This window comes from Planomonospora parontospora, assembly GCA_014647935.1.
Lineage (GTDB): Bacteria > Actinomycetota > Actinomycetes > Streptosporangiales > Streptosporangiaceae > Planomonospora > Planomonospora parontospora.
Map to the genome: position 1 here is coordinate 87,593 of BMQD01000020.1, position 17,102 is coordinate 104,694.

Here is a 17,102-nt window from a genome sequence, read left to right on the forward strand (position 1 = left end):
GTGAGCCCTAGAAGAACGAGGGGAACCGGTCGGCGGCACGCCGGGGACCGAACGTACGCCACACCCATACTTGCGCACCCGCCATGAGCGGCGCGCACGGCAGGATCATGAGACTGAGCACATTCAGCGTATCCGCCGGGGCGGTGTGCTCCAGGAGCCACGGAGCGGTGCCGGCCAGCAGCGCCGCGGCGGGTGCGGCGGCCAGGCAGGCCGTACCGGCCAGCGCCGCCGCGCCGCGGCCCGCACCCGCGGCCGGGCCGGGAAGCCGCCCGGCCGCGCCACCCAGCACGGCGCCGGAGAGCTCGCCGGCCGCCTCGGTGGTCCCGGTCGCGACGGTGGTGGTCCCGGTCGCGACGGTCCCGGCCGCGCCGCCGGGCAGCAGCCAGGAGGCGAAGGCCCGGCCGTGGAAGGCCAGCAGCGCCGCGAGCGCCGCCGCGCCCGCGAGGGCCGCCGGGGTGATCGACAGGCCGGTCGCCAGGGCGGTCAGGGCCGCGCCCCAGGAGAGGGCGAGTCCCCAGGAGCCCAGGCAGATCATCCGGTCCCACCCGGCGCGCCAGGCGGGGCCGTCCGCTCTGCGGCGGAACCAGAGCCCCGCGTCGCGCACGATCCAGGAGACCAGCAGGCAGACCACCAGCGGGTAGAGGCCGAACAGCACCTCGCCCTCGGCCTGCGGATACACGCCGAAGAGCGTTCCGGCCACGGCCACCAGCCACACCTCGCCCGCCAGGACGAACGGCGCCATGGCGGCGACGATCCGGTCCCGGCCCTCCTGGGTGCGGCCGAGTGCGGGCAGCAGCATGCCGAGGCCGATGTTCGCACCCTCCAGGGCGAAGTAGCCGATCAGCAGGACGGCGAAGAGCACGGTCCAGAGGATGTCCATCGGTGTCTCCTTACAGGCTCAGCGCGGGGGTGCGCTCGGGCGGCGGGAGCGGGGCGGCGCCCAGGGTGGCGGCGGCGGGGCCGCGGCGTACCAGGCGGGCGATGAGCAGGTAGTCGACGACCGCGAGCAGCCCGAGCACACCGGTGAAGGCCACCAGGGACGTGGTGATCATCGCCGGGGTGAGGCCGGGGGACATCGCGTCGGCGACGGTGAGCCTGCCGTACACCAGCCAGGGCTGGCGACCGGCCTCGCGGGCGAGCCAGCCGAGGATCGCGGCCAAAAACGGCAGCGGGGTCATCAGCATCACGATCGGGTGCGCCCACCGCCAGCGCGGCAGCCAGCGGATGACGGGCAGCAGCACGAACAGCACGACGAGCTGGAGCAGGTATCCGATCAGGATCATGAATCCGAGGCCGAGGCCGGCCAGGGGGCTGTCGAACTTGCCCGGCTGGAACTCTCCGATCGGACCGAACTGCGCGTAGCCGAAGCCGACCGCGAGCACGACGCCGATCGAGGCGACGGACACGCCCAGCCGGAGGGACTTGGTGAAGAACTCCTGCTCGGCCGTTCTGCGGAACAGCTGGTAGGCGCTGGCTCCCATGATCACGGATCCGCCGGTGAGCAGGGCCGCGCCGGCCACGTGGGGCAGGGCCATGGCGAGCATGGGGTTGGTCAGCACCGCCCCGAAGTCCTCGACCACGAGCCTGCCGCCCCGTTCCACCGCTCCCGCCGGGTTCTGCAGGAACGCGTTGGCCGCCATGATCCAGAACGCCGAGACGTAGGCGGTCAGCGTGACGATCCAGATGCACGCCAGATGGAGCCGGCGGGGCATCCGGTGCCAGCCGAAGATCCACAAGCCGAGGAACGTGGACTCCAGGAAGAAGGCGACGAGCGTCTCGATCGCCAGCGGCGCACCGAAGACGTCGCCGGCGTAGTGCGACAGCCCGCTCCAGCTCAGGCCGAACTGGAACTCCATCACCAGGCCGGTGACGATGCCGAGCGCGTAGTTGATCAAGTAGATCTGGCCCCAGAAGCGGGTCATCCGCTCGTGGACCGGCTTGCCGCCGAAGGTCCAGAGGGTCTGCATGACCGCCACGAGGGGGGCCAGGCCCAGCGTCAGCACGACGAACAGGAAGTGGAGACTCCCCGTCACCGCGAACTGCGCCCGGGCCAGGTCGAGTACGTCCATGGCGCCGCCTCCATCACATGTCTGTCTACCTATAGACACTCTACATGTAGAGAGCCTACATGTAGGTTGCCTATGCGAGGGGTAGGGTGATGGGCGTGAACACCGACGCGCTCCGCGGGCACATGGACGCCCTGCTGCTCTCCGTCCTGGAACACGAGCCCCTGCACGGATACGCGATCATCGAGGCGCTGCAGGCGCGCAGCGGCGGTGCGCTCAGCGTGCCGACGGGCACGGTCTATCCGGCGCTGCGCAGACTGGAGCAGGCGGGATACCTGGCCAGCGAGTGGGCCACGGTGGGCGGGCGCAAGCGGCGCACCTACCGGCTGACCTCGGCGGGCCGCACGGCCCTGGCCGGAGAGCGCTCGGCCTGGCGGGAGTTCACCGGGATCATCGGCAGCGTGCTGGAGCCGCGTGCCACGAAGTGAGCGCACCGGTCTCTGCGGCGGTGTGCGGTGGTGCGCGGTTTCGGCTGTACGGGTGCGCGCGGTCTCAGGCGGCGGGGCGTGCGCCGGTCGCCCGGTCCTCTCTCACGCGGCCGAGGTCCGCCGCCGGGTGAGGGAGAGGCAGCGGGTCGCACAGTAGAGCTGCAGGCCCCAGAACCCGTAGCTCACCGCCGAGGCGGCGAGGCCGGGAGGATAGCCGGAGAACCCGGCCGGCCCGTTCGAGCCGTACATCAGGGCCCCGCACATGACGAGCATGACCGGCATCATGGCCCAGACGAACAGCGCCAGCCCCCGGGCGACCAGCCACGGCCGCCGGATCCGGCGCCGTCCCCGGCCGAGCGCGAGCAGCGCCAGCGCGCCGAGCACCCCGATGGCCATCTGCGTGACGTCCACGGCGCGGGCCACCGGCACGAACCAGCCGGGCCAGGCGTCGCGGGCGGCCGGAGCCGTCGGGAACAGCTCCCAGATCGCGGTCCACATGACCGCGGTGAGCGGCACGGCGAGGAAGAGCAGGGTGGCCAGCCTCCGGCCCGCGGCTACGGACAGCTCCTCCTGGTAGCCCGGGGCGATCTCGTGGACGGCGCCGAACTCCTCGACCGCGGCCCGCTCGGCCGCGGTCCGCTCCAGGCCGCCGTCCTCCAGGGCCTCCGCGGCGTCGAGCAGGCTGTCGCGGGCCTCGGCGACCAGGTCGAGCCTGAGCCCCCTCGGCCCGCGGAGCGTACGGCCGAGCTCTGCGACGTAGTCGTCGATGACTCCGGCGTCCACCTGTTCCCCCTGCTCGCGCGGTCCCCGTCCAGGGGTGTCCGGCGCCCATCATGACCCCTGCCCGGCGCCCGCGCATCAGGGAGGACCCTGATGCGTCCCCGGATCCAGACCAAGGGCAGCCAGTGTTGCCGTGAACCGCTCGACACCATCTGCCAACATTTTCTCATTTCATCATTCGTCCATCTATAGAGGGACGCTAAGGGATCAAAAGACCTCTACGCTCCTGCCCATGCGTGCTTTATCCCGGGCGTTCGCCGCCCTCGCGGCCGTCGGCGTCACCGCCGCCGGCGTCGCGACCCTCACCACGACCCCGGCCCTGGCCGCGCCGGGCACCGTCGTCATCAGCCAGGTCTACGGCGGCGGCGGCAACAGCGGCGCGCCGTTCGCCAACGACTTCGTCGAACTGTTCAACCGCAGCGCGGCGCCCGTCTCCCTGGAGGGCTGGTCCGTCCAGTACGGCAGCGCCACCGGCACCGGCACCTTCGGCGCCAACCTGGTGCCCCTGTCCGGCACGCTCGCGCCCGGCCAGTACCACCTGCTCCAGCTCGCCGGCGGCGCGACCGGCGCCGCGCTGCCCGCTCCCGACGGCACCGGAACCGTCAACATGAGCGGCAGCGCGGGCAAGGTCGTCCTGGCCCGCTCGGCCGACGGCCTCGCCTGCAACGGCGGCTCGGTGCCCTGCACCCCCGAGCAGACGGCGCTCATCGCCGACCTCGTCGGCTACGGCACCGCCAACTACGCCGAGGGCGCCGCGGCTCCCGGCCTGTCCAACGGCACGGCCGGGCTGCGCAAGGACCACGGTTGCGCCGACACCGACGTCAACGCCGCCGACATCGAGGCCGCCGCCCCCGCGCCGCGCAACCGGGCCACCGCCCCGGCCCCCTGCGGCGACGCGGAGCCCACGCCCACCCCGACGGTGACGGCCACCCCGACCGCGACGCCGACGGTGACGCCGACCGCCACGCCGTCCCCGACGCCGACGACCGCGCCGTGCGAGACCCCCGCCACCCACCAGATCGCCGAGGTGCAGGGGAGCGGCGACGCGAGCCCGCTCGCCGGCCGGACGGTCCGGGTCGAGGGCGTGGTGACCGCGGATTTCCAGGAGACGAACCAGCTCAGCGGGTTCTTCCTGCAGGATCCGACCCCGGACGCCGACCCGGCCACCTCCGAGGGCCTGTTCGCCTTCGCCCGCTCGTCCTTCAAGGACGTCAAGGTCGGTGACCGCGTCCTGGTCACCGGCAGGGCCGTGGAGTTCAACGGCTGGACCGAGCTGTCGCCGGTCACCGCCGTGGACGTCTGCGGCACCGGCAGGATCGCTCCGGTGCGGCAGAGCCTGCCGCGCCCCGAGGGCGCCACCTTCGAGCGGGTCGAGAACATGCTCGTCACCTTCCCCGAGCCGCTCACCGTCAGCGACCACTACAACCTGGCCCGCTACGGCGAGATCAACCTCTCCTCCGAGGGCCGGATCTACCAGCCGACCGACCGGCCGGGCGTGAGCGCCGCGCTGAACGCGCGCCGCACCCTGCTCGTGGACGACGGCTCCGGTGCGGAGAACCCGCCGGTCGTCCCGCACACCGACCCGCGCGCGGTCCGGCTCGGCGACACCACGCTCGGCGTCACCGGCGTGATGGGGTACGGCTTCGGCAAGTACCGCCTCCAGCCGACCGAGCCGGTCCAGTTCCTGCGCACCAACCCGCGCCTGCCCAAGCCGTTCCCGGTGCTCGGGAACGTCAGGGTGGCCAGCTTCAACACCCTCAACTGGTTCACCACCCTGGGCTCGCGCGGTGCGAACACCGCCGAGGAGCAGCAGCGGCAGCTGGCCAAGCTGGTCGCCGCGCTGAAGGGCATGGACGCCGACGTCGTCGGCCTCATGGAGGTCGAGAACAACGGCCAGACCGCCGTCCAGGCCCTGGTCGACGCGCTCAACGCCGAGGTCGGCGCGGGCACCTACGCGGCGCTGGCCCACCCCTACCCGGGCACCGACGTGATCCACGTGGCGATGATCTACAAGCCGGCCAGGGTCCGGCCGGTCGGCGCGGCGCAGTCCTCGACCGACCCGGTCTTCCGGCGGCCTCCGCTGATCCAGACCTTCCGCCGCCCCCAGGGCGGCCAGTCGTTCACCGTCCTGGTCAACCACTTCAAGTCCAAGGGCTGCGACGAGGACGCCACCGGCGCCGACGCCGACGCCGGTGACGGGCAGAGCTGCTACAACGGCGAGCGCGTCCGCCAGGCCCAGGCCACGCTGGGCCTGATCGACAGCCTGGACCTGCCCGGCCCGCTGGTGCTGGGCGACCTCAACGCCTACGGCGAGGAGGACCCGATCGACACGCTCGAGGCCGGCGGCCTGACCAGCGTGACCAAGAGGTTCGTCCCCGCCCCGCTGCGCTACAGCTACCTGTTCGAGGGCCAGGTCGGCGAGCTCGACCACGCGCTGGTCGGCAGGGAGCTGCTCAAGCGGGTCACCGGTGCGACGATCTGGCACATCAACTCCGACGAGGCCAGGGCGCTCGACTACAACACGGAGTACAACCCGCCCGGCCTCTACCGGCCGGACGCGTTCCGCTCCTCCGACCACGATCCCGTGGTCATCGGCCTGACCCTGCCCGGCGGCAGGCGCTGACCAGGACGCCCACCGGCGTCACCGAGGGGGCCCGTCCCGCGCCGTACCGGCGGGGCGGGCCCTCCGCGCTCCCCGCGGTCCCGGGGCCCGGCCGGAAACCGGGTCCCCGCTGCTCAGAGCGGATCCGCCCCAGGCGGATCGCGTCGACGCCGGTCCGGACCGCCGCGCATGATGGGCGCATGAGCGGAGAATCCAACCTTCCACTGTTCGACGCGCGGGTGCGGCGCGAACTCTACGACCAGCGCGTCCTCGTCCTCGACGGCCCTCTCGACGACGACAACGGGACACTGCTGGCCACGCAGCTGATAGCCCTCGCCGCGCACGACGCGTCAACGGACATCGCATTGTGGATCCATTCGCCGGGCGGTTCGGTCCCCTCGATGCTCGCGATCCGCGACATCATCCGGCTCATCCCCTGTGACGTCTCGACCCTCGTGCTGGGCATCGCCTACAGCGCCGGGCAGTTCCTGCTGTCGTCGGGGGCCCGCGGGAAGCGCCGGGCCCTGCCGCACTCACGCGTCCTGATGCACCAGGGCTCGGCGGGGATCGGCGGCACCGCGGTCGACATCGAACTGCAGGCCGGCGACCTCCGGCACACTCGCGACACGGTGCTCGGTCTCATCGCCGAGGACACGGGGCAGCCCGTCGAGCGCATATTCGAGGACTCCCTGCACGATCGCTGGTACACGGCGCGGGAGGCGCTGGACTACGGCTTCGTGGACGCGATCGTGCAGGACTTCGACGAGATCGCGCCGCGCAACCGCCCGCGGCTCGGATTCGACGTCACCGAAGGGGCCGGCCAGTGAGCGCGTACACGATTCCGAACGTCATCACCCAGAATTCGCGCGGCGAGCGGATCATGGATGTCTACTCGCACCTGCTCACCGAGCGGATCATCTATCTGGGCACCGCGATCGACGCGGGCGTCGCGAACGCGCTCATCGCGCAGCTGATCTTCTTGGAGTCGGACAACCCCGACGCCGAAATACAGTTCTACATCAACTGCGAAGGCGGGGATCCGAGCGCGATGCTCGCGATCTACGACACCATGCGCCACATCCGTCCGCGGGTCTCGACGACCTGCGTCGGACAGGCCGTCGCGGTGGGCGCCGTCCTGCTCGCCGCGGGCGCCGAGGGGAAACGCGCGGCTCTCCCGCACGCACGAGTGATCCTGCACCAACCGGCCGCTCAGGGGCGGGGGGCGATCCCCGACCTCATCCTGCAGGCCGACGAGGTCGTCCGCGTCCGGGCGGACATCGAGCGCATACTGTCACGGCACACCGGCCAGACGATCGAGACCCTGCGCGCCGACACCGATCACGATCGCGTGTTCACCGCGACCGCGGCCCTGGAGTACGGGCTCCTCGACCAGATCATCGAGGAGCGTCCGTAGGCCGGCGGATGATCCTGGCCGATCGCGCTACGCGGCCAGGGCGTACGCCGCCGAGCAGGTGGCGCCGCTCGAGGTGCTGCGCTGAGCGGACCGCAGGCTCTCGGTGACGGCGAGGGTCAAGTCGACCAGGGTCACGTCCAGCGCACCGGCGACCGCGGCGATCATCTCGCTCGACGGCTCTTTGACGCCCCGCTCCATCTCGGAGAGATACTGCGGCGAGACTCCGGCGCGGCGCGCCGTCTCGCTCAGCTTCTCGCCCCGCTCGTGACGGAGGCCTCTGAGACACTCGCCGAGCGCGTGCCGCCACAGCGGCTCGCGAGCGGAAGACGGCTTGGAGGCGGTCCGATCGGTCGCCGGACGCAGCGGCGGGATGGAAGAGGCCATGGCCTCACCTTAGGTAGACGATGCGTTCGATTTCGGCCGGATCCGCGCAGGGCGGAATCCTCCCCGTCTCCTCGGGCCCGTCCGGGGCGGATCACGCGTCCGCCGGGTGGCCACCGTGGCGGAGATCGTCCGGTGGTGCCGACGGCCGTTCCTGTGAGGGCGCCGCGGACGGTGCCGCCACGTGCCCGGGCACCCCGGTCCGCACCCGGCAGGCCGGTTTCCCCGGAGTCCGGAGGGATGGAATGCTCAGCGCGGGTACGCAGTTATGCGAGCCGTACAGACGCAGACACAAGAGGAGCCAGTGGTGGCGACCATCGAGGTAACCGAGAAGAACTTCAACGAGATCGCCGACCAGGGGATCGTTCTGCTGGACTTCTGGGCGGCCTGGTGCGGGCCGTGCCGCACGTTCGGCCCGATCTTCGAGAAGGCCTCCGAGAAGCACGGCGACATCACGTTCGGCAAGATCGACACCGAGGCGGAGCAGGCGCTGGCGCAGGGCTTCGACATCACCTCGATCCCCACCGTCATGGCCATCCGCGACGGCATCGTCGTCTTCGCCCAGCCCGGTGCGCTGCCCGCGCCGGCGCTGGAGGACCTGATCACCCAGGTCCGGGCGCTGGACATGGACGAGATCCGGGCCGAGCTCGCCAGCGAGCTGGGCGCCCAGAAGAACTGACGGGCGGAAGGCGGGCGCCCGCCCGGGGCGCCCGCGGTGCCTCAGAGCGACCGGTAGAGCTCCGCCACGCGGAAGGCGAGGTCCAGCGACTGGCTCCGGTTGAGGCGCGGGTCGCAGGCCGTCTCGTAGCGCAGGGCCAGGTCGCCCTCGGCGATCTCGTGGCCGCCGCCCACGCACTCGGTGACGTCGTCGCCGGTGAACTCGATGTGGATGCCGCCGGGGTGCGTGCCCAGCGCGCGGTGCACCTCGAAGAAGCCGACCACCTCGTCCAGCACGTCGTCCAGGCGGCGGGTCTTGTGGCCGCTGGGAGCCTCGAAGGTGTTGCCGTGCATCGGGTCGCAGATCCAGGCCACCTGGGCGCCGCTCGCGGTGACCTTCTCCACCAGCTCGGGCAGGTGCTGACGGATCTTCGACGCGCCCATCCGGGTGATGAACGTCAGCCGGCCCGGCTCGTTGTCCGGGTTCAGCTTCTCGATCAGGGTGAGGGCCTCCTCGACCGTGGTGGTCGGGCCCAGCTTCACGCCGATCGGGTTGCGGATGCTCGCGAAGAACGCCACGTGCGCGCTGTCGAGCTGGCGGGTGCGCTCGCCGATCCAGACCATGTGCGCCGACACGTCGTACGGCAGGCCGGTCCGGGAGTCGATCCGGGTGAGCGCCTGGTCGTAGTCGAGGATGAGCGCCTCGTGCGAGGAGTAGAACTCGACCGTGTGGAACTCCTCGGGGTCGGCCCCGCAGGCGTGCATGAACGCCAGCGCCTGGTCGATCTCGCGGGCGAGCTGCTCGTAGCGCTTGCCGGCCGGGGACTCCGCCACGAAGTCCTGGTTCCAGGCGTGCACCTGGCGCAGATCGGCGTAGCCGCCCTTGGTGAAGGCCCGGACCAGGTTCAGCGTCACCGCCGAGGAGTGGTAGGCGCGCAGCAGCCGCCAGGGGTCGGGGATGCGGGACTCGGGGGTGAAGTCGAGCCCGTTGACCATGTCGCCGCGGTAGGCGGGCAGCTCCACCCCGCCGCGGACCTCGGTGCCCTTGGACCTCGGCTTGGCGAACTGCCCGGCCATGCGGCCGATCTTCACCACGGGCACCTTCGCCGCGTAGGTGAGGACGATGGCCATCTGCAGCAGGGTCTTCAGCTTGTTGCGCACGTCGTCCGCGGTGGCGCCGGCGAAGGTCTCGGCGCAGTCTCCGCCCTGGAGCACGAAGGCCTCGCCTCGCGCCACCGCCGCCAGATGCGCCTTGAGGCTGTCGCACTCCCCGGCGAACACCAGGGGAGGCAGCCCTTCGAGCTCGGCGACGACCTTCTTCAGCTCGTCGCGGTCGGGCCATTCGGGCTGCTGAGCCGCGGGCAGCCGCCGCCAGGAATCCAGGTTGATGCTCACGCCCACCAGGCTATTGCAAGCGGTCGGGCGGACTGGCCGTAATGTCCACGGACTGAGAAGGTCTTTCCTCCTGGTGAGACGCGGCCGGGATCCTCACGTGCTCGGGAAGCACGCCCAGGCCGATGAAACGGCGGGCCGCGGCACCGGCCAGCGGGATGCGGGCCAGGGCGGGAACCCGTACCGGCCGGGCGGGTCCCGACAGGACCGGTCGTATCAACCGGTTCTGGACGAGGCGCTGGGCGAACTGGGTGACCGCCGTCGGCGGCGTGCGCCGCCGCTGCACCCGGGCGAGCAGCGACTCGGGGACCTCGCCCCCGGCCAGCAGCGGCCCGGCCAGCAGGTTCGCGGCGGCGACCGCGTCCTGCACGGCCAGGTTGATGCCGACGCCGAAGATCGGGGACATGGCGTGTGCGGCGTCACCGATGACGAGCAGGCCGGGCCGGTGCCAGCGGCGCAGCCGGTTGAGCGCCACCGACAGCATGCTGACGTCGTCGAAGCCCTCGATCAGGCCGACGCGGCCGGACAGGTGCGGCAGCATCGCGGCCACCGGCCGGCGCAGCGCGTCGACCCCCCGCTCCCGCAGGGCGTCGAAACCGCCCTTGGGGATCACGTAGGCGAGCTGCCAGTAGGTCCCGCGGTCGATCGACACCACCAGGTGGCCGGCGGAGGCCCGCAGGAAGGTCTCGTCGGGATCGGACGGCTCCCGGGGCAGCCGGAACCACAGGACGTCCATCGGCGCGCCGTACTCGGCGGGGACCAGCCCGGCGGCCCGGCGCACGTCGGAGCGGCGGCCGTCGGCGGCGACGGTGAGGGCCGCCCGGAGCTCGTGCTCACCATCCGGGTCGCGGTAGCGGACCCCGCGCACCGCGTTCCCCTCCCGGATCACACCGGTGACCTCCGCGTTCATGACCAGCTCGAACCCGGGGTACCGCGCGGCCGCGGAGGTGACCAGGTCGAGGAAGTCCCACTGCGGGACGAACGCGATGTAGCGGTAGGGGCCCTTCAGCCGGGACAGGTCGGCGACCGGGATCTCGGCGTCGTCGGTCCTGACCGTCATGCGGTACGCCTTGCGGTGCGGGAGCCGGTGGAACTCCTCCGCCAGGCCGAGCTCGTCGAGGACCTGCAGGGTCGAGGGATGGATGGTGTCGCCCCGGAAGTCGCGCAGGAAGTCGGCGTGCTTCTCCAGCAGCGTCACCCGGACGCCGGAGCGGGCCAGCAGGAGGGCGAGCACCGCTCCTGCGGGGCCGCCCCCGGCGATCACACATGTCGTTCGACTCATAATTCATCACCCATTGAAATTATGGCACGGGCCGGGCGCGGGGAGAAGGCCGGGATCCCCGGTGGCGCGCCGATCACGCGGCGCGGGGCGGGGGACCCGGCCGGATCCGTCCCGCGGGTGATGCGGGGGCGGGCACGCTGCGGGAGAGTGTCCGGCATGACCGTCTACGAGACCGAACGGCTGGTCGTCCGCCTGTGGACCGGAGCGCAGGACGACCTCGACCGGGTGACCGACATCTACACGCGGCAGGAGGTGACCCGCTGGCTGCCGCCCTTCGACGGCTTCGACGCGGCCCGGGCGGTGGAGACCTGGCGGGCCTTCCACGAGAGGGACCGCAGGTACGGCTCCTGGGCCGTGCAGGTCCGCGCCACCGGGGCGGTGGCCGGGACCGTGCTGTTCCGGCCGATCCCCGGAGGCGGGGGAGAGGTGGAGGTGGGCTGGCACCTGCACCCCGACTCCTGGGGGAACGGCTACGCCACCGAGGCCGCCCGCGGGGCCGTGCGGCGCGGGTTCGCCGCCGGGCTGCCGGAGGTGTACGCGCTGACGATGCCGGGCAACGAGGCGTCCATGGCCGTGTGCCGCAGGCTGGGCATGAGCCACCTCGGGCGGACCCGGCGCTTCTTCGACCTGGAGGCGGAGCTGTTCCGCCTGTCCGGGGAGGATGTCGAGCCGCACGGTCCGATCGAGACCGAAGCGGCTCGACGCCTCGCCGAAGACCTCGATCCGGAGTGATCGCCCGGTTACCCGACACCTTCTCTCAGAGCGGCGTGCAGGTCAGGTCGAGCAGCGGGCCGAACGGCACGCTGGAGCTGCCGTTCGCCGCGAGCTGGCCGGTCTGGGCGCCCGGCGCGAGGTTGCCGTTCCAGAACGCGTTACCGGCGGTGACCTGCCGCCCGGTCTGACTCCACCGGCTGCTCGTGATCGCGTGGAGTTTCTGGTCGCCGGTGAACGTCCAGGTCACCCGCCAGCCGTTCAGGGGGACCGTACCGGTGTTGACCACCCTGAGCGGGATGTTGAACCCGCCCCGCCACTCCACGCCCTTCTCGACCGCCAACGAGCACGACGGCCCGTCCGCGTGCGCCTGGCCGGGGAAGCCGGCCACGGCGGTGGCGAGGGCCGTGAACGCGGCGGCGGACCAGACGGCCAACCTGCGCCGTGTGCCGGACCGGACTCGCTGCTCTGTCATTTCGTCCCCTCCCGCCGCGGATCCGGCCCGGTCCCGCCGGGCGGGGCCGGGCCGCACGCGGCTCTGCCGAATGAACGTCACCCGGATTGTGGGTAAGGATCACGATCCTGTCACGGCCGGCGGACTCCGCCCGGCCGGGACGCGGTCCGCCCGCCGCCCGGCGCCGGCCGGCGTTGCGGGAGGTCAGCGGGGAGCCGCCCGGCGCCGGGCGGAGGCATCGGGCGGCGGGGCGGCGATGAACGTTTCACGGAGGCCCCCGCGCGGTTGCCGTCCCGGCGCCGGGGCCGCCAGCACCCCCCAGGCCGCCCCCGCGAGCACGGCGGCGCCGCCGGCGAGCTGCGGCCACGACAGCGTCCCGCCCAGCAGCAGCCAGGTGGCGACCACCGCGACCAGGGGCTCGAACATGCTGAGCAGCGAGGCGCGGACCGGGCCGAGCGCCGCCGACCCCACGAAGAACAGCGACATCGCGAGCACCGTCGACAGCACCGCCACCGCCGTGACCCAGCCCCATCCCGCGGTCGCGAAGCCGAGGTCCAGCGCGCCGGCCGCCGACCCGAGCAGCACGAAGGAGCCCGCGGCGAACATCGACAGGTAGCCGGTGGTGACGGCGGGGGACAGCGCGGCGGAGACCCGGGTGCCGACGACGATGTAGAGGGCGTAGGTCACGGCGGATCCGACGGCCGCGAGCACCCCGAGCAGGTCCAGGTCCGCGCCCGGGGGCCCCACGACGAGCGCCAGCCCGGCGAGGGAGACCAGGATCGGCCCGAGGACGGCCAGGCCGGGACGGGACCGCTCGACCACCGCCGAGACGACGGACACCAGTGCCGGATACAGGTACAGGAGCAGTACGGCCAGGGCCGGGGCGATGCGCTCGACCGCCGTGAAGTACAGCAGCGACTGGGCGGCGTACATCACCCCGCCCAGCAGTGCGAGGACGGCCCACTGCCGCGCGGTCGGCCGCTCCAGCCGGCCGCGCGCGCCCAGCCAGGCCAGGAAGACCGCCGCCGCGATCGTGAAGCGCAGGGCCAGCAGCGTCGGCACCGACATGCCCGTGCCGTACGCGTAGGACGCCAGAACGGGCATGAGCCCGAACGCCGCCGCGGACACCAGCGTCGCCGAGACGCCCCGCCGTGTCATCACCGTCACCTCCGACGGATCATTGTGGCGTATCGCCTCCGCCGCTCCGGGTCTGCGACCTGCGCGTCTGCCGAGGTGTCAGATCGTGCGGATAGTCGGTTACACCTCGTTACGAGGGGGTAACGCTAAGAACGAACCGTCATCGGGGGGATGAGAAATGATCAGCATGCTTCACAGGATGGGTGTGAAGTCCGGCATGATGTACACCGCCGGGATAGCGTCGATCGGCCTGTCGTTCGCGACGTGGTGGGCCTCGAAGAACAAGGAGAACGCGGGCCTCGACCGGGCGGACCGCTGGGGCATCTTCGTGGGCGAGTGGGCGCCGACCTTCTTCGCCATGGGCGTCGCGCTCCGCATCGAGGAGACGCACCGCGACCTCTCGCAGGGCGGGGAGCGCGAGATGCTCGACGGCACCTACGCCGAGGGCAGGATGCCCTCGCACGCCAGGGTCTGAACCCCGGCGGCGGATACCGGCGGGCGGGCCGTCCCTTCCTCGGAAGGGGCGGCCCGACCTTGTTCGTTCGCCCTTTTTTGTCCGCGATGGCCGGTCCGTGCTGACCGGTCCGCGCCCGAACCGCCCGGATCCCGGCGGGCCGGGCGGTTCAGCGGGCCGAGACGACGTCCAGGGCACGGGCGAGATCCGCGACGGCGCCGTCGCGGATCGGGGCGTACTCCTCCTCGGGATACTGCCGGGGCCCGTTCTCGACGAGCAGGATCAGGTCCAGGTAGAGGCGGTAGAGCGCCATCCGGACGCGGGCGCCGTCGTCGAAGGGCACGACCCCGCCCGCCTCGCGGTAGCCGGCCACGATCGGGTCGTCCTCGGCCAGCTCGCCGAAGATCGTCGGAGTGACGAAGTCGGCCAGCGGGTCGCCCCAGAACGCGCGTTCGTGGTCGATGATCGCCTGGACGCGGGGGCCGCCCTCCAGGGAGACGAAGACGTTGCCCGGCCAGACGTCGAAGTGCACCAGGCGGGGCGTGGTCACCTCCTCCAGGGCCTCGGCCCCGGCCTCGACCGCCGCGGCGACGGCCGCGGCCGGGACGGGCAGCGGGATGGCATAGCGGCCGGCGTCCGACAGCACCGCGCCGACCATCGCCGGGAAGGCCTCGCGCCAGGTGCGGCCGGTCAGCCCGGCGTGCGGATAGCCGTACGTCTCACCGGTCACCGCGTGCAGCCGGGCCAGGTGCGCGCCCACCTGGTGCCAGAGCGGCCCGTCGGGCACCTCCCCGGCGCGGTTCCAGGCCGTGCCGTCCAGCACGGACAGGATGAGGTGGTCGCCGCCGAGCACCGGGTCGTCGAACCCGGCGTGCAGCAGCTCGGGGCCCGGCAGCGAGCCCGTGCGGTAGACCATCGCCTCGGCGCGCAGCAGGTTGCGCTCGTAGCGCAGCTGCTCCAGCTCGGGCGGGGGCGAGAGCTTGAGCACCACCTCGCGGCCGTCGTCCAGGGTCAGCCGCCACACCGCGTTGGCGAACCCGTCGCTCAGCTCGGCGGAGGAGACGACCCCGGCGCCCAGGGACCGCCGCAGCAGCGCGTCCAGCTCGGCCGGGCCGAGCCGGCGCTTGGTCCTGCTCTCCATCGCCCTATCCCCCCAGCGGGGAGATCGTCCAGGAGGCCTCGGCCTTCTCCCCGGGCTGGAGCACGATCAGGTCGGTGCCGGAGTTGAAGGCGTCGGGCGGGCAGGTCATCGGCTCGACGGCCAGCCCGGCGTGGTCGAGGGCGCTGCCGGTGCACACCTGCACCCACGGCAGCTCCGCGGCCTGCCAGCGCATCTCGACTCCGCCGTCCGGGCCGCTCACCCGGACCCGCACGAGGCCGTCGGCGCCGGGCCGGAGCCCGGTGAAGGCGTGGTCGACGGCGGTGCCGCCGACCGGGCGGGGCGAGGTGAAGTCGTACGGCGTGCCGGAGACGTCCTCCAGCGAGCGGGGGAGCAGCAGGTCGTCCACGAGCAGCACCCGCTCGGCGGGCAGGTGCAGCTCGTACTCCCCGACGTCCCCGCCGGCCAGCAGCCACGGGTGCGGGCCGCAGCCGTACGGCGCGGCGGTGTCGCCGGTGTTCTCCGCCGTCAGCGTCGTCGTCAGCCCGTCGGGGGTGAGGGAGTGGAGCACCTGCAGGGACAGGGTGAACGGGTAGCCGGGGACGGGGCCGACCGTGTGCGCCAGCCGTACGGAGTCACCGGGGTCACCGGGGTCACCGGGGTCACCGGGGTCGCGATCGTCCTCCACCGCCTCCCAGACGGCGTCGGCGACCAGCCCGTGCAGGGCGTGGCCGCGGTCCTCCTCGTTGACCGGGAGCCGGTGGGTCTCGCCGCCGAAGGAGTAGGAGGCGCCGCCGACCCGGTTGGGCCACGGCGCGAGCAGAGAGCCGCTGTAGTAGGGCATCGGCCCGTCGGCGGGCCAGCTCGTCACCAGGTCGCGCCCGCCGTGGCGGAGCAGCCGCAGGGCCGCGCCCCGCTCGGTGATCTCGGCGTGCAGCGTGCCGCTGCGGAGGATGAACTGCCGGGACAAGGGGGAGTCCTTTCGCGTGACCGGGTGGGAGAGCCGGCATGAACCGGTGTGTCGCTCTTCGTCTTCCCCGTTCCGGTCGTCCGACTGTCTGTCCGGTCTCTAGGGGATCGCTCCCGGGAGAGCACGCTAGAGAGGCTTATTCATTCGGTCAACTAAGTCGTGATTTAAGCAGCCGGGTATCCGGGTCGTCACCGGACGCCCGGCTGCGGGCGAACCGGCCCGTCGTCTCCGCTCTCGAAGGCGGGCCCGGAGCACCCGGAGGGCTCCTCAGGCGGAGGCCCGCTCGACCAGATGGGTGTCGAGTATCACCACGGGCTGCTCCAGGTGCTCGCCGTTGATGCGGGCGACGAGCAGGTGGGCCATCTGACGGCCCATGGCCTCGGTGGGCTGGTGCACCGTGGTGAGGCTGGGGGAGGAGTGGGCACCGGCGGGGGAGTCGTCGAAGCCGATCACCGCGACGTCGCCGGGGATCTCCCGGCCCTCCTCGCGCAGCACCCGCATCGCGCCGAGCGCCATCGGGTCGGAGGCGGTGAAGACCGCGTCGATGTCCGGGTTCTCCGCCAGCAGCCCGCGCATGGCGAGGATGCCGCTCTCCTCGCTGAAGTCGCCGTAGGCCACGATCTCCGGCACGCCGGTGGCGAGCAGGGCGTCCCGGTAGCCCGCGAGCCGGTCGACGCCCACGCCCATGTCCTGCGGGCCGGCGATGGTGGCGATCCGGCGGCGGCCCTTGGCCAGGAGGTACTTCACCGCCTGCCGGGCGCCGGCCCGGTTGTCGACGTCCACGTAGCTGTAGGGGTTCAGGCCGATGGGGCGGCCGCCGATGACGGTCGGCACGCCCATCGCCTCCAGCCGGCCCGGCAGCGGGTCGGCGCCGTGCAGCGAGATCAGCAGCACGCCGTCGACGTGCTGGCCGGTCAGGTAGAGCTCCAGCCGCTCGTGGTCCTGCTGCGACTGGGCCATCGCCAGGATCAGCTGCAGCCCGGTCTCCGACAGCGCCGAGCCGATGCCGCGGATCGTCCCGGCGAAGTAGGGTTCGTCGAAGACCCTCAGCTCCGACTCCGAGACCACCAGCGCGACGGTGTCGGTCCGCCGGGTGACGAGCGCCCGCGCGGCCCGGTTGGGAACGTAGCCCAGCTCCTGGATCGCCTGGTGCACCGCGTCGCGGGCCTTCTCGCTCACCTTCGGCGAGCCGTTGATGACCCGCGACACCGTGCCGCGGCCGACGCCGGCCAGAGCCGCGACCGCCTCGAGAGTCGGACGACGATCGCCGTTCAT

18 protein-coding genes are annotated in these 17,102 nt (G+C 72.4%); 7 read left to right on the forward strand and 11 right to left on the reverse strand.

The window, feature by feature from the left end:
- Positions 1-7 precede the first annotated feature (7 nt).
- Both IEZ07_RS26900 and IEZ07_RS26905 read right to left on the reverse strand, forming a co-directional pair.
- Positions 8-880, reverse strand: coding sequence for a cytochrome d ubiquinol oxidase subunit II (locus IEZ07_RS26900; protein ID WP_191897304.1), 873 nt, complete (start codon positions 878-880; stop codon positions 8-10).
- 10 nt (positions 881-890) lie between these two features.
- On the reverse strand, positions 891-2,069 hold the full coding sequence (locus IEZ07_RS26905; RefSeq protein WP_191897305.1) for a cytochrome ubiquinol oxidase subunit I: 1,179 nt from the start codon (positions 2,067-2,069) through the stop codon (positions 891-893).
- An 89-nt stretch (positions 2,070-2,158) separates the two neighbouring features.
- Between IEZ07_RS26905 and IEZ07_RS26910 the strand changes: the two genes are divergently transcribed.
- Positions 2,159-2,494 carry a helix-turn-helix transcriptional regulator gene (locus IEZ07_RS26910; RefSeq protein ID WP_444980678.1) on the forward strand — a complete coding sequence of 112 codons (336 nt, stop codon included), beginning with the start codon at positions 2,159-2,161 and terminating at the stop codon, positions 2,492-2,494.
- Positions 2,495-2,596: 102 nt separating this feature from the next.
- Here the strand turns inward: IEZ07_RS26910 and IEZ07_RS26915 are convergent, their stop codons facing one another.
- Complete coding sequence (locus IEZ07_RS26915; RefSeq protein WP_191897307.1) at positions 2,597-3,277, reverse strand: permease prefix domain 1-containing protein; 681 nt, start codon at positions 3,275-3,277, stop codon at positions 2,597-2,599.
- Positions 3,278-3,506: 229 nt separating this feature from the next.
- Here IEZ07_RS26915 and IEZ07_RS26920 point away from each other — a divergent pair, with 229 nt between their 5' ends.
- From IEZ07_RS26920 to IEZ07_RS26930, 3 genes are all read left to right on the forward strand, one after another.
- Entirely contained in the window at positions 3,507-5,897 is a 2,391-nt protein-coding gene (locus IEZ07_RS26920) for an ExeM/NucH family extracellular endonuclease (RefSeq protein ID WP_191897308.1), read from the forward strand.
- Between the two features lie 179 nt (positions 5,898-6,076).
- The gene (locus IEZ07_RS26925) at positions 6,077-6,703 is read left to right on the forward strand and encodes a ClpP family protease (RefSeq protein WP_068893949.1); all 627 of its coding nucleotides are present in this window, start codon (positions 6,077-6,079) and stop codon (positions 6,701-6,703) included.
- Positions 6,700-7,290, forward strand: coding sequence for a ClpP family protease (locus IEZ07_RS26930; protein WP_191897309.1), 591 nt, complete (start codon positions 6,700-6,702; stop codon positions 7,288-7,290). The genes IEZ07_RS26925 and IEZ07_RS26930 overlap by 4 nt, the downstream gene beginning before the upstream one ends.
- A gap of 27 nt (positions 7,291-7,317) precedes the next feature.
- Here the strand turns inward: IEZ07_RS26930 and IEZ07_RS26935 are convergent, their stop codons facing one another.
- Positions 7,318-7,674: a helix-turn-helix domain-containing protein gene (locus IEZ07_RS26935; protein WP_191897310.1), complete on the reverse strand. Its 357-nt coding sequence runs from the start codon at positions 7,672-7,674 to the stop codon at positions 7,318-7,320.
- Between the two features lie 304 nt (positions 7,675-7,978).
- Here IEZ07_RS26935 and trxA point away from each other — a divergent pair, with 304 nt between their 5' ends.
- On the forward strand, positions 7,979-8,350 hold the full coding sequence (gene trxA / locus IEZ07_RS26940; protein ID WP_068893946.1) for a thioredoxin: 372 nt from the start codon (positions 7,979-7,981) through the stop codon (positions 8,348-8,350).
- 41 nt (positions 8,351-8,391) lie between these two features.
- Here the strand turns inward: trxA and IEZ07_RS26945 are convergent, their stop codons facing one another.
- Positions 8,392-9,723, reverse strand: coding sequence for a class II 3-deoxy-7-phosphoheptulonate synthase (locus IEZ07_RS26945; protein WP_068894393.1), 1,332 nt, complete (start codon positions 9,721-9,723; stop codon positions 8,392-8,394).
- A gap of 10 nt (positions 9,724-9,733) precedes the next feature.
- Positions 9,734-11,002, reverse strand: a complete 1,269-nt coding sequence (locus tag IEZ07_RS26950) for an FAD-dependent oxidoreductase (RefSeq protein WP_191897311.1) — start codon at positions 11,000-11,002, stop codon at positions 9,734-9,736.
- A gap of 156 nt (positions 11,003-11,158) precedes the next feature.
- Between IEZ07_RS26950 and IEZ07_RS26955 the strand changes: the two genes are divergently transcribed.
- Positions 11,159-11,734: a GNAT family N-acetyltransferase gene (locus IEZ07_RS26955; protein ID WP_191897312.1), complete on the forward strand. Its 576-nt coding sequence runs from the start codon at positions 11,159-11,161 to the stop codon at positions 11,732-11,734.
- A 25-nt stretch (positions 11,735-11,759) separates the two neighbouring features.
- On the opposite strand, the gene IEZ07_RS26960 is transcribed toward IEZ07_RS26955, so the two are convergent.
- Entirely contained in the window at positions 11,760-12,188 is a 429-nt protein-coding gene (locus tag IEZ07_RS26960) for a cellulose binding domain-containing protein (protein ID WP_191897313.1), read from the reverse strand.
- 183 nt (positions 12,189-12,371) lie between these two features.
- Positions 12,372-13,325 (reverse strand): EamA family transporter, encoded by a 954-nt coding sequence (locus IEZ07_RS26965; RefSeq protein ID WP_191897314.1) that lies wholly within the window; start codon positions 13,323-13,325, stop codon positions 12,372-12,374.
- 178 nt (positions 13,326-13,503) lie between these two features.
- Between IEZ07_RS26965 and IEZ07_RS26970 the strand changes: the two genes are divergently transcribed.
- On the forward strand, positions 13,504-13,779 hold the full coding sequence (locus tag IEZ07_RS26970; protein ID WP_229798094.1) for a hypothetical protein: 276 nt from the start codon (positions 13,504-13,506) through the stop codon (positions 13,777-13,779).
- Between the two features lie 148 nt (positions 13,780-13,927).
- On the opposite strand, the gene IEZ07_RS26975 is transcribed toward IEZ07_RS26970, so the two are convergent.
- The 3 genes from IEZ07_RS26975 to IEZ07_RS26985 all read right to left on the reverse strand — a co-directional run bounded on the left by IEZ07_RS26975 (position 13,928) and on the right by IEZ07_RS26985 (position 17,102).
- A complete protein-coding gene (locus IEZ07_RS26975; RefSeq protein ID WP_191897315.1) occupies positions 13,928-14,899 on the reverse strand; it encodes an aminoglycoside phosphotransferase family protein in 972 nt (323 codons plus the stop codon).
- Between the two features lie 4 nt (positions 14,900-14,903).
- Entirely contained in the window at positions 14,904-15,827 is a 924-nt protein-coding gene (locus tag IEZ07_RS26980; RefSeq protein ID WP_191897316.1) for an aldose 1-epimerase family protein, read from the reverse strand.
- Between the two features lie 267 nt (positions 15,828-16,094).
- Positions 16,095-17,102, reverse strand: a complete 1,008-nt coding sequence (locus IEZ07_RS26985) for a LacI family DNA-binding transcriptional regulator (RefSeq protein WP_068894391.1) — start codon at positions 17,100-17,102, stop codon at positions 16,095-16,097.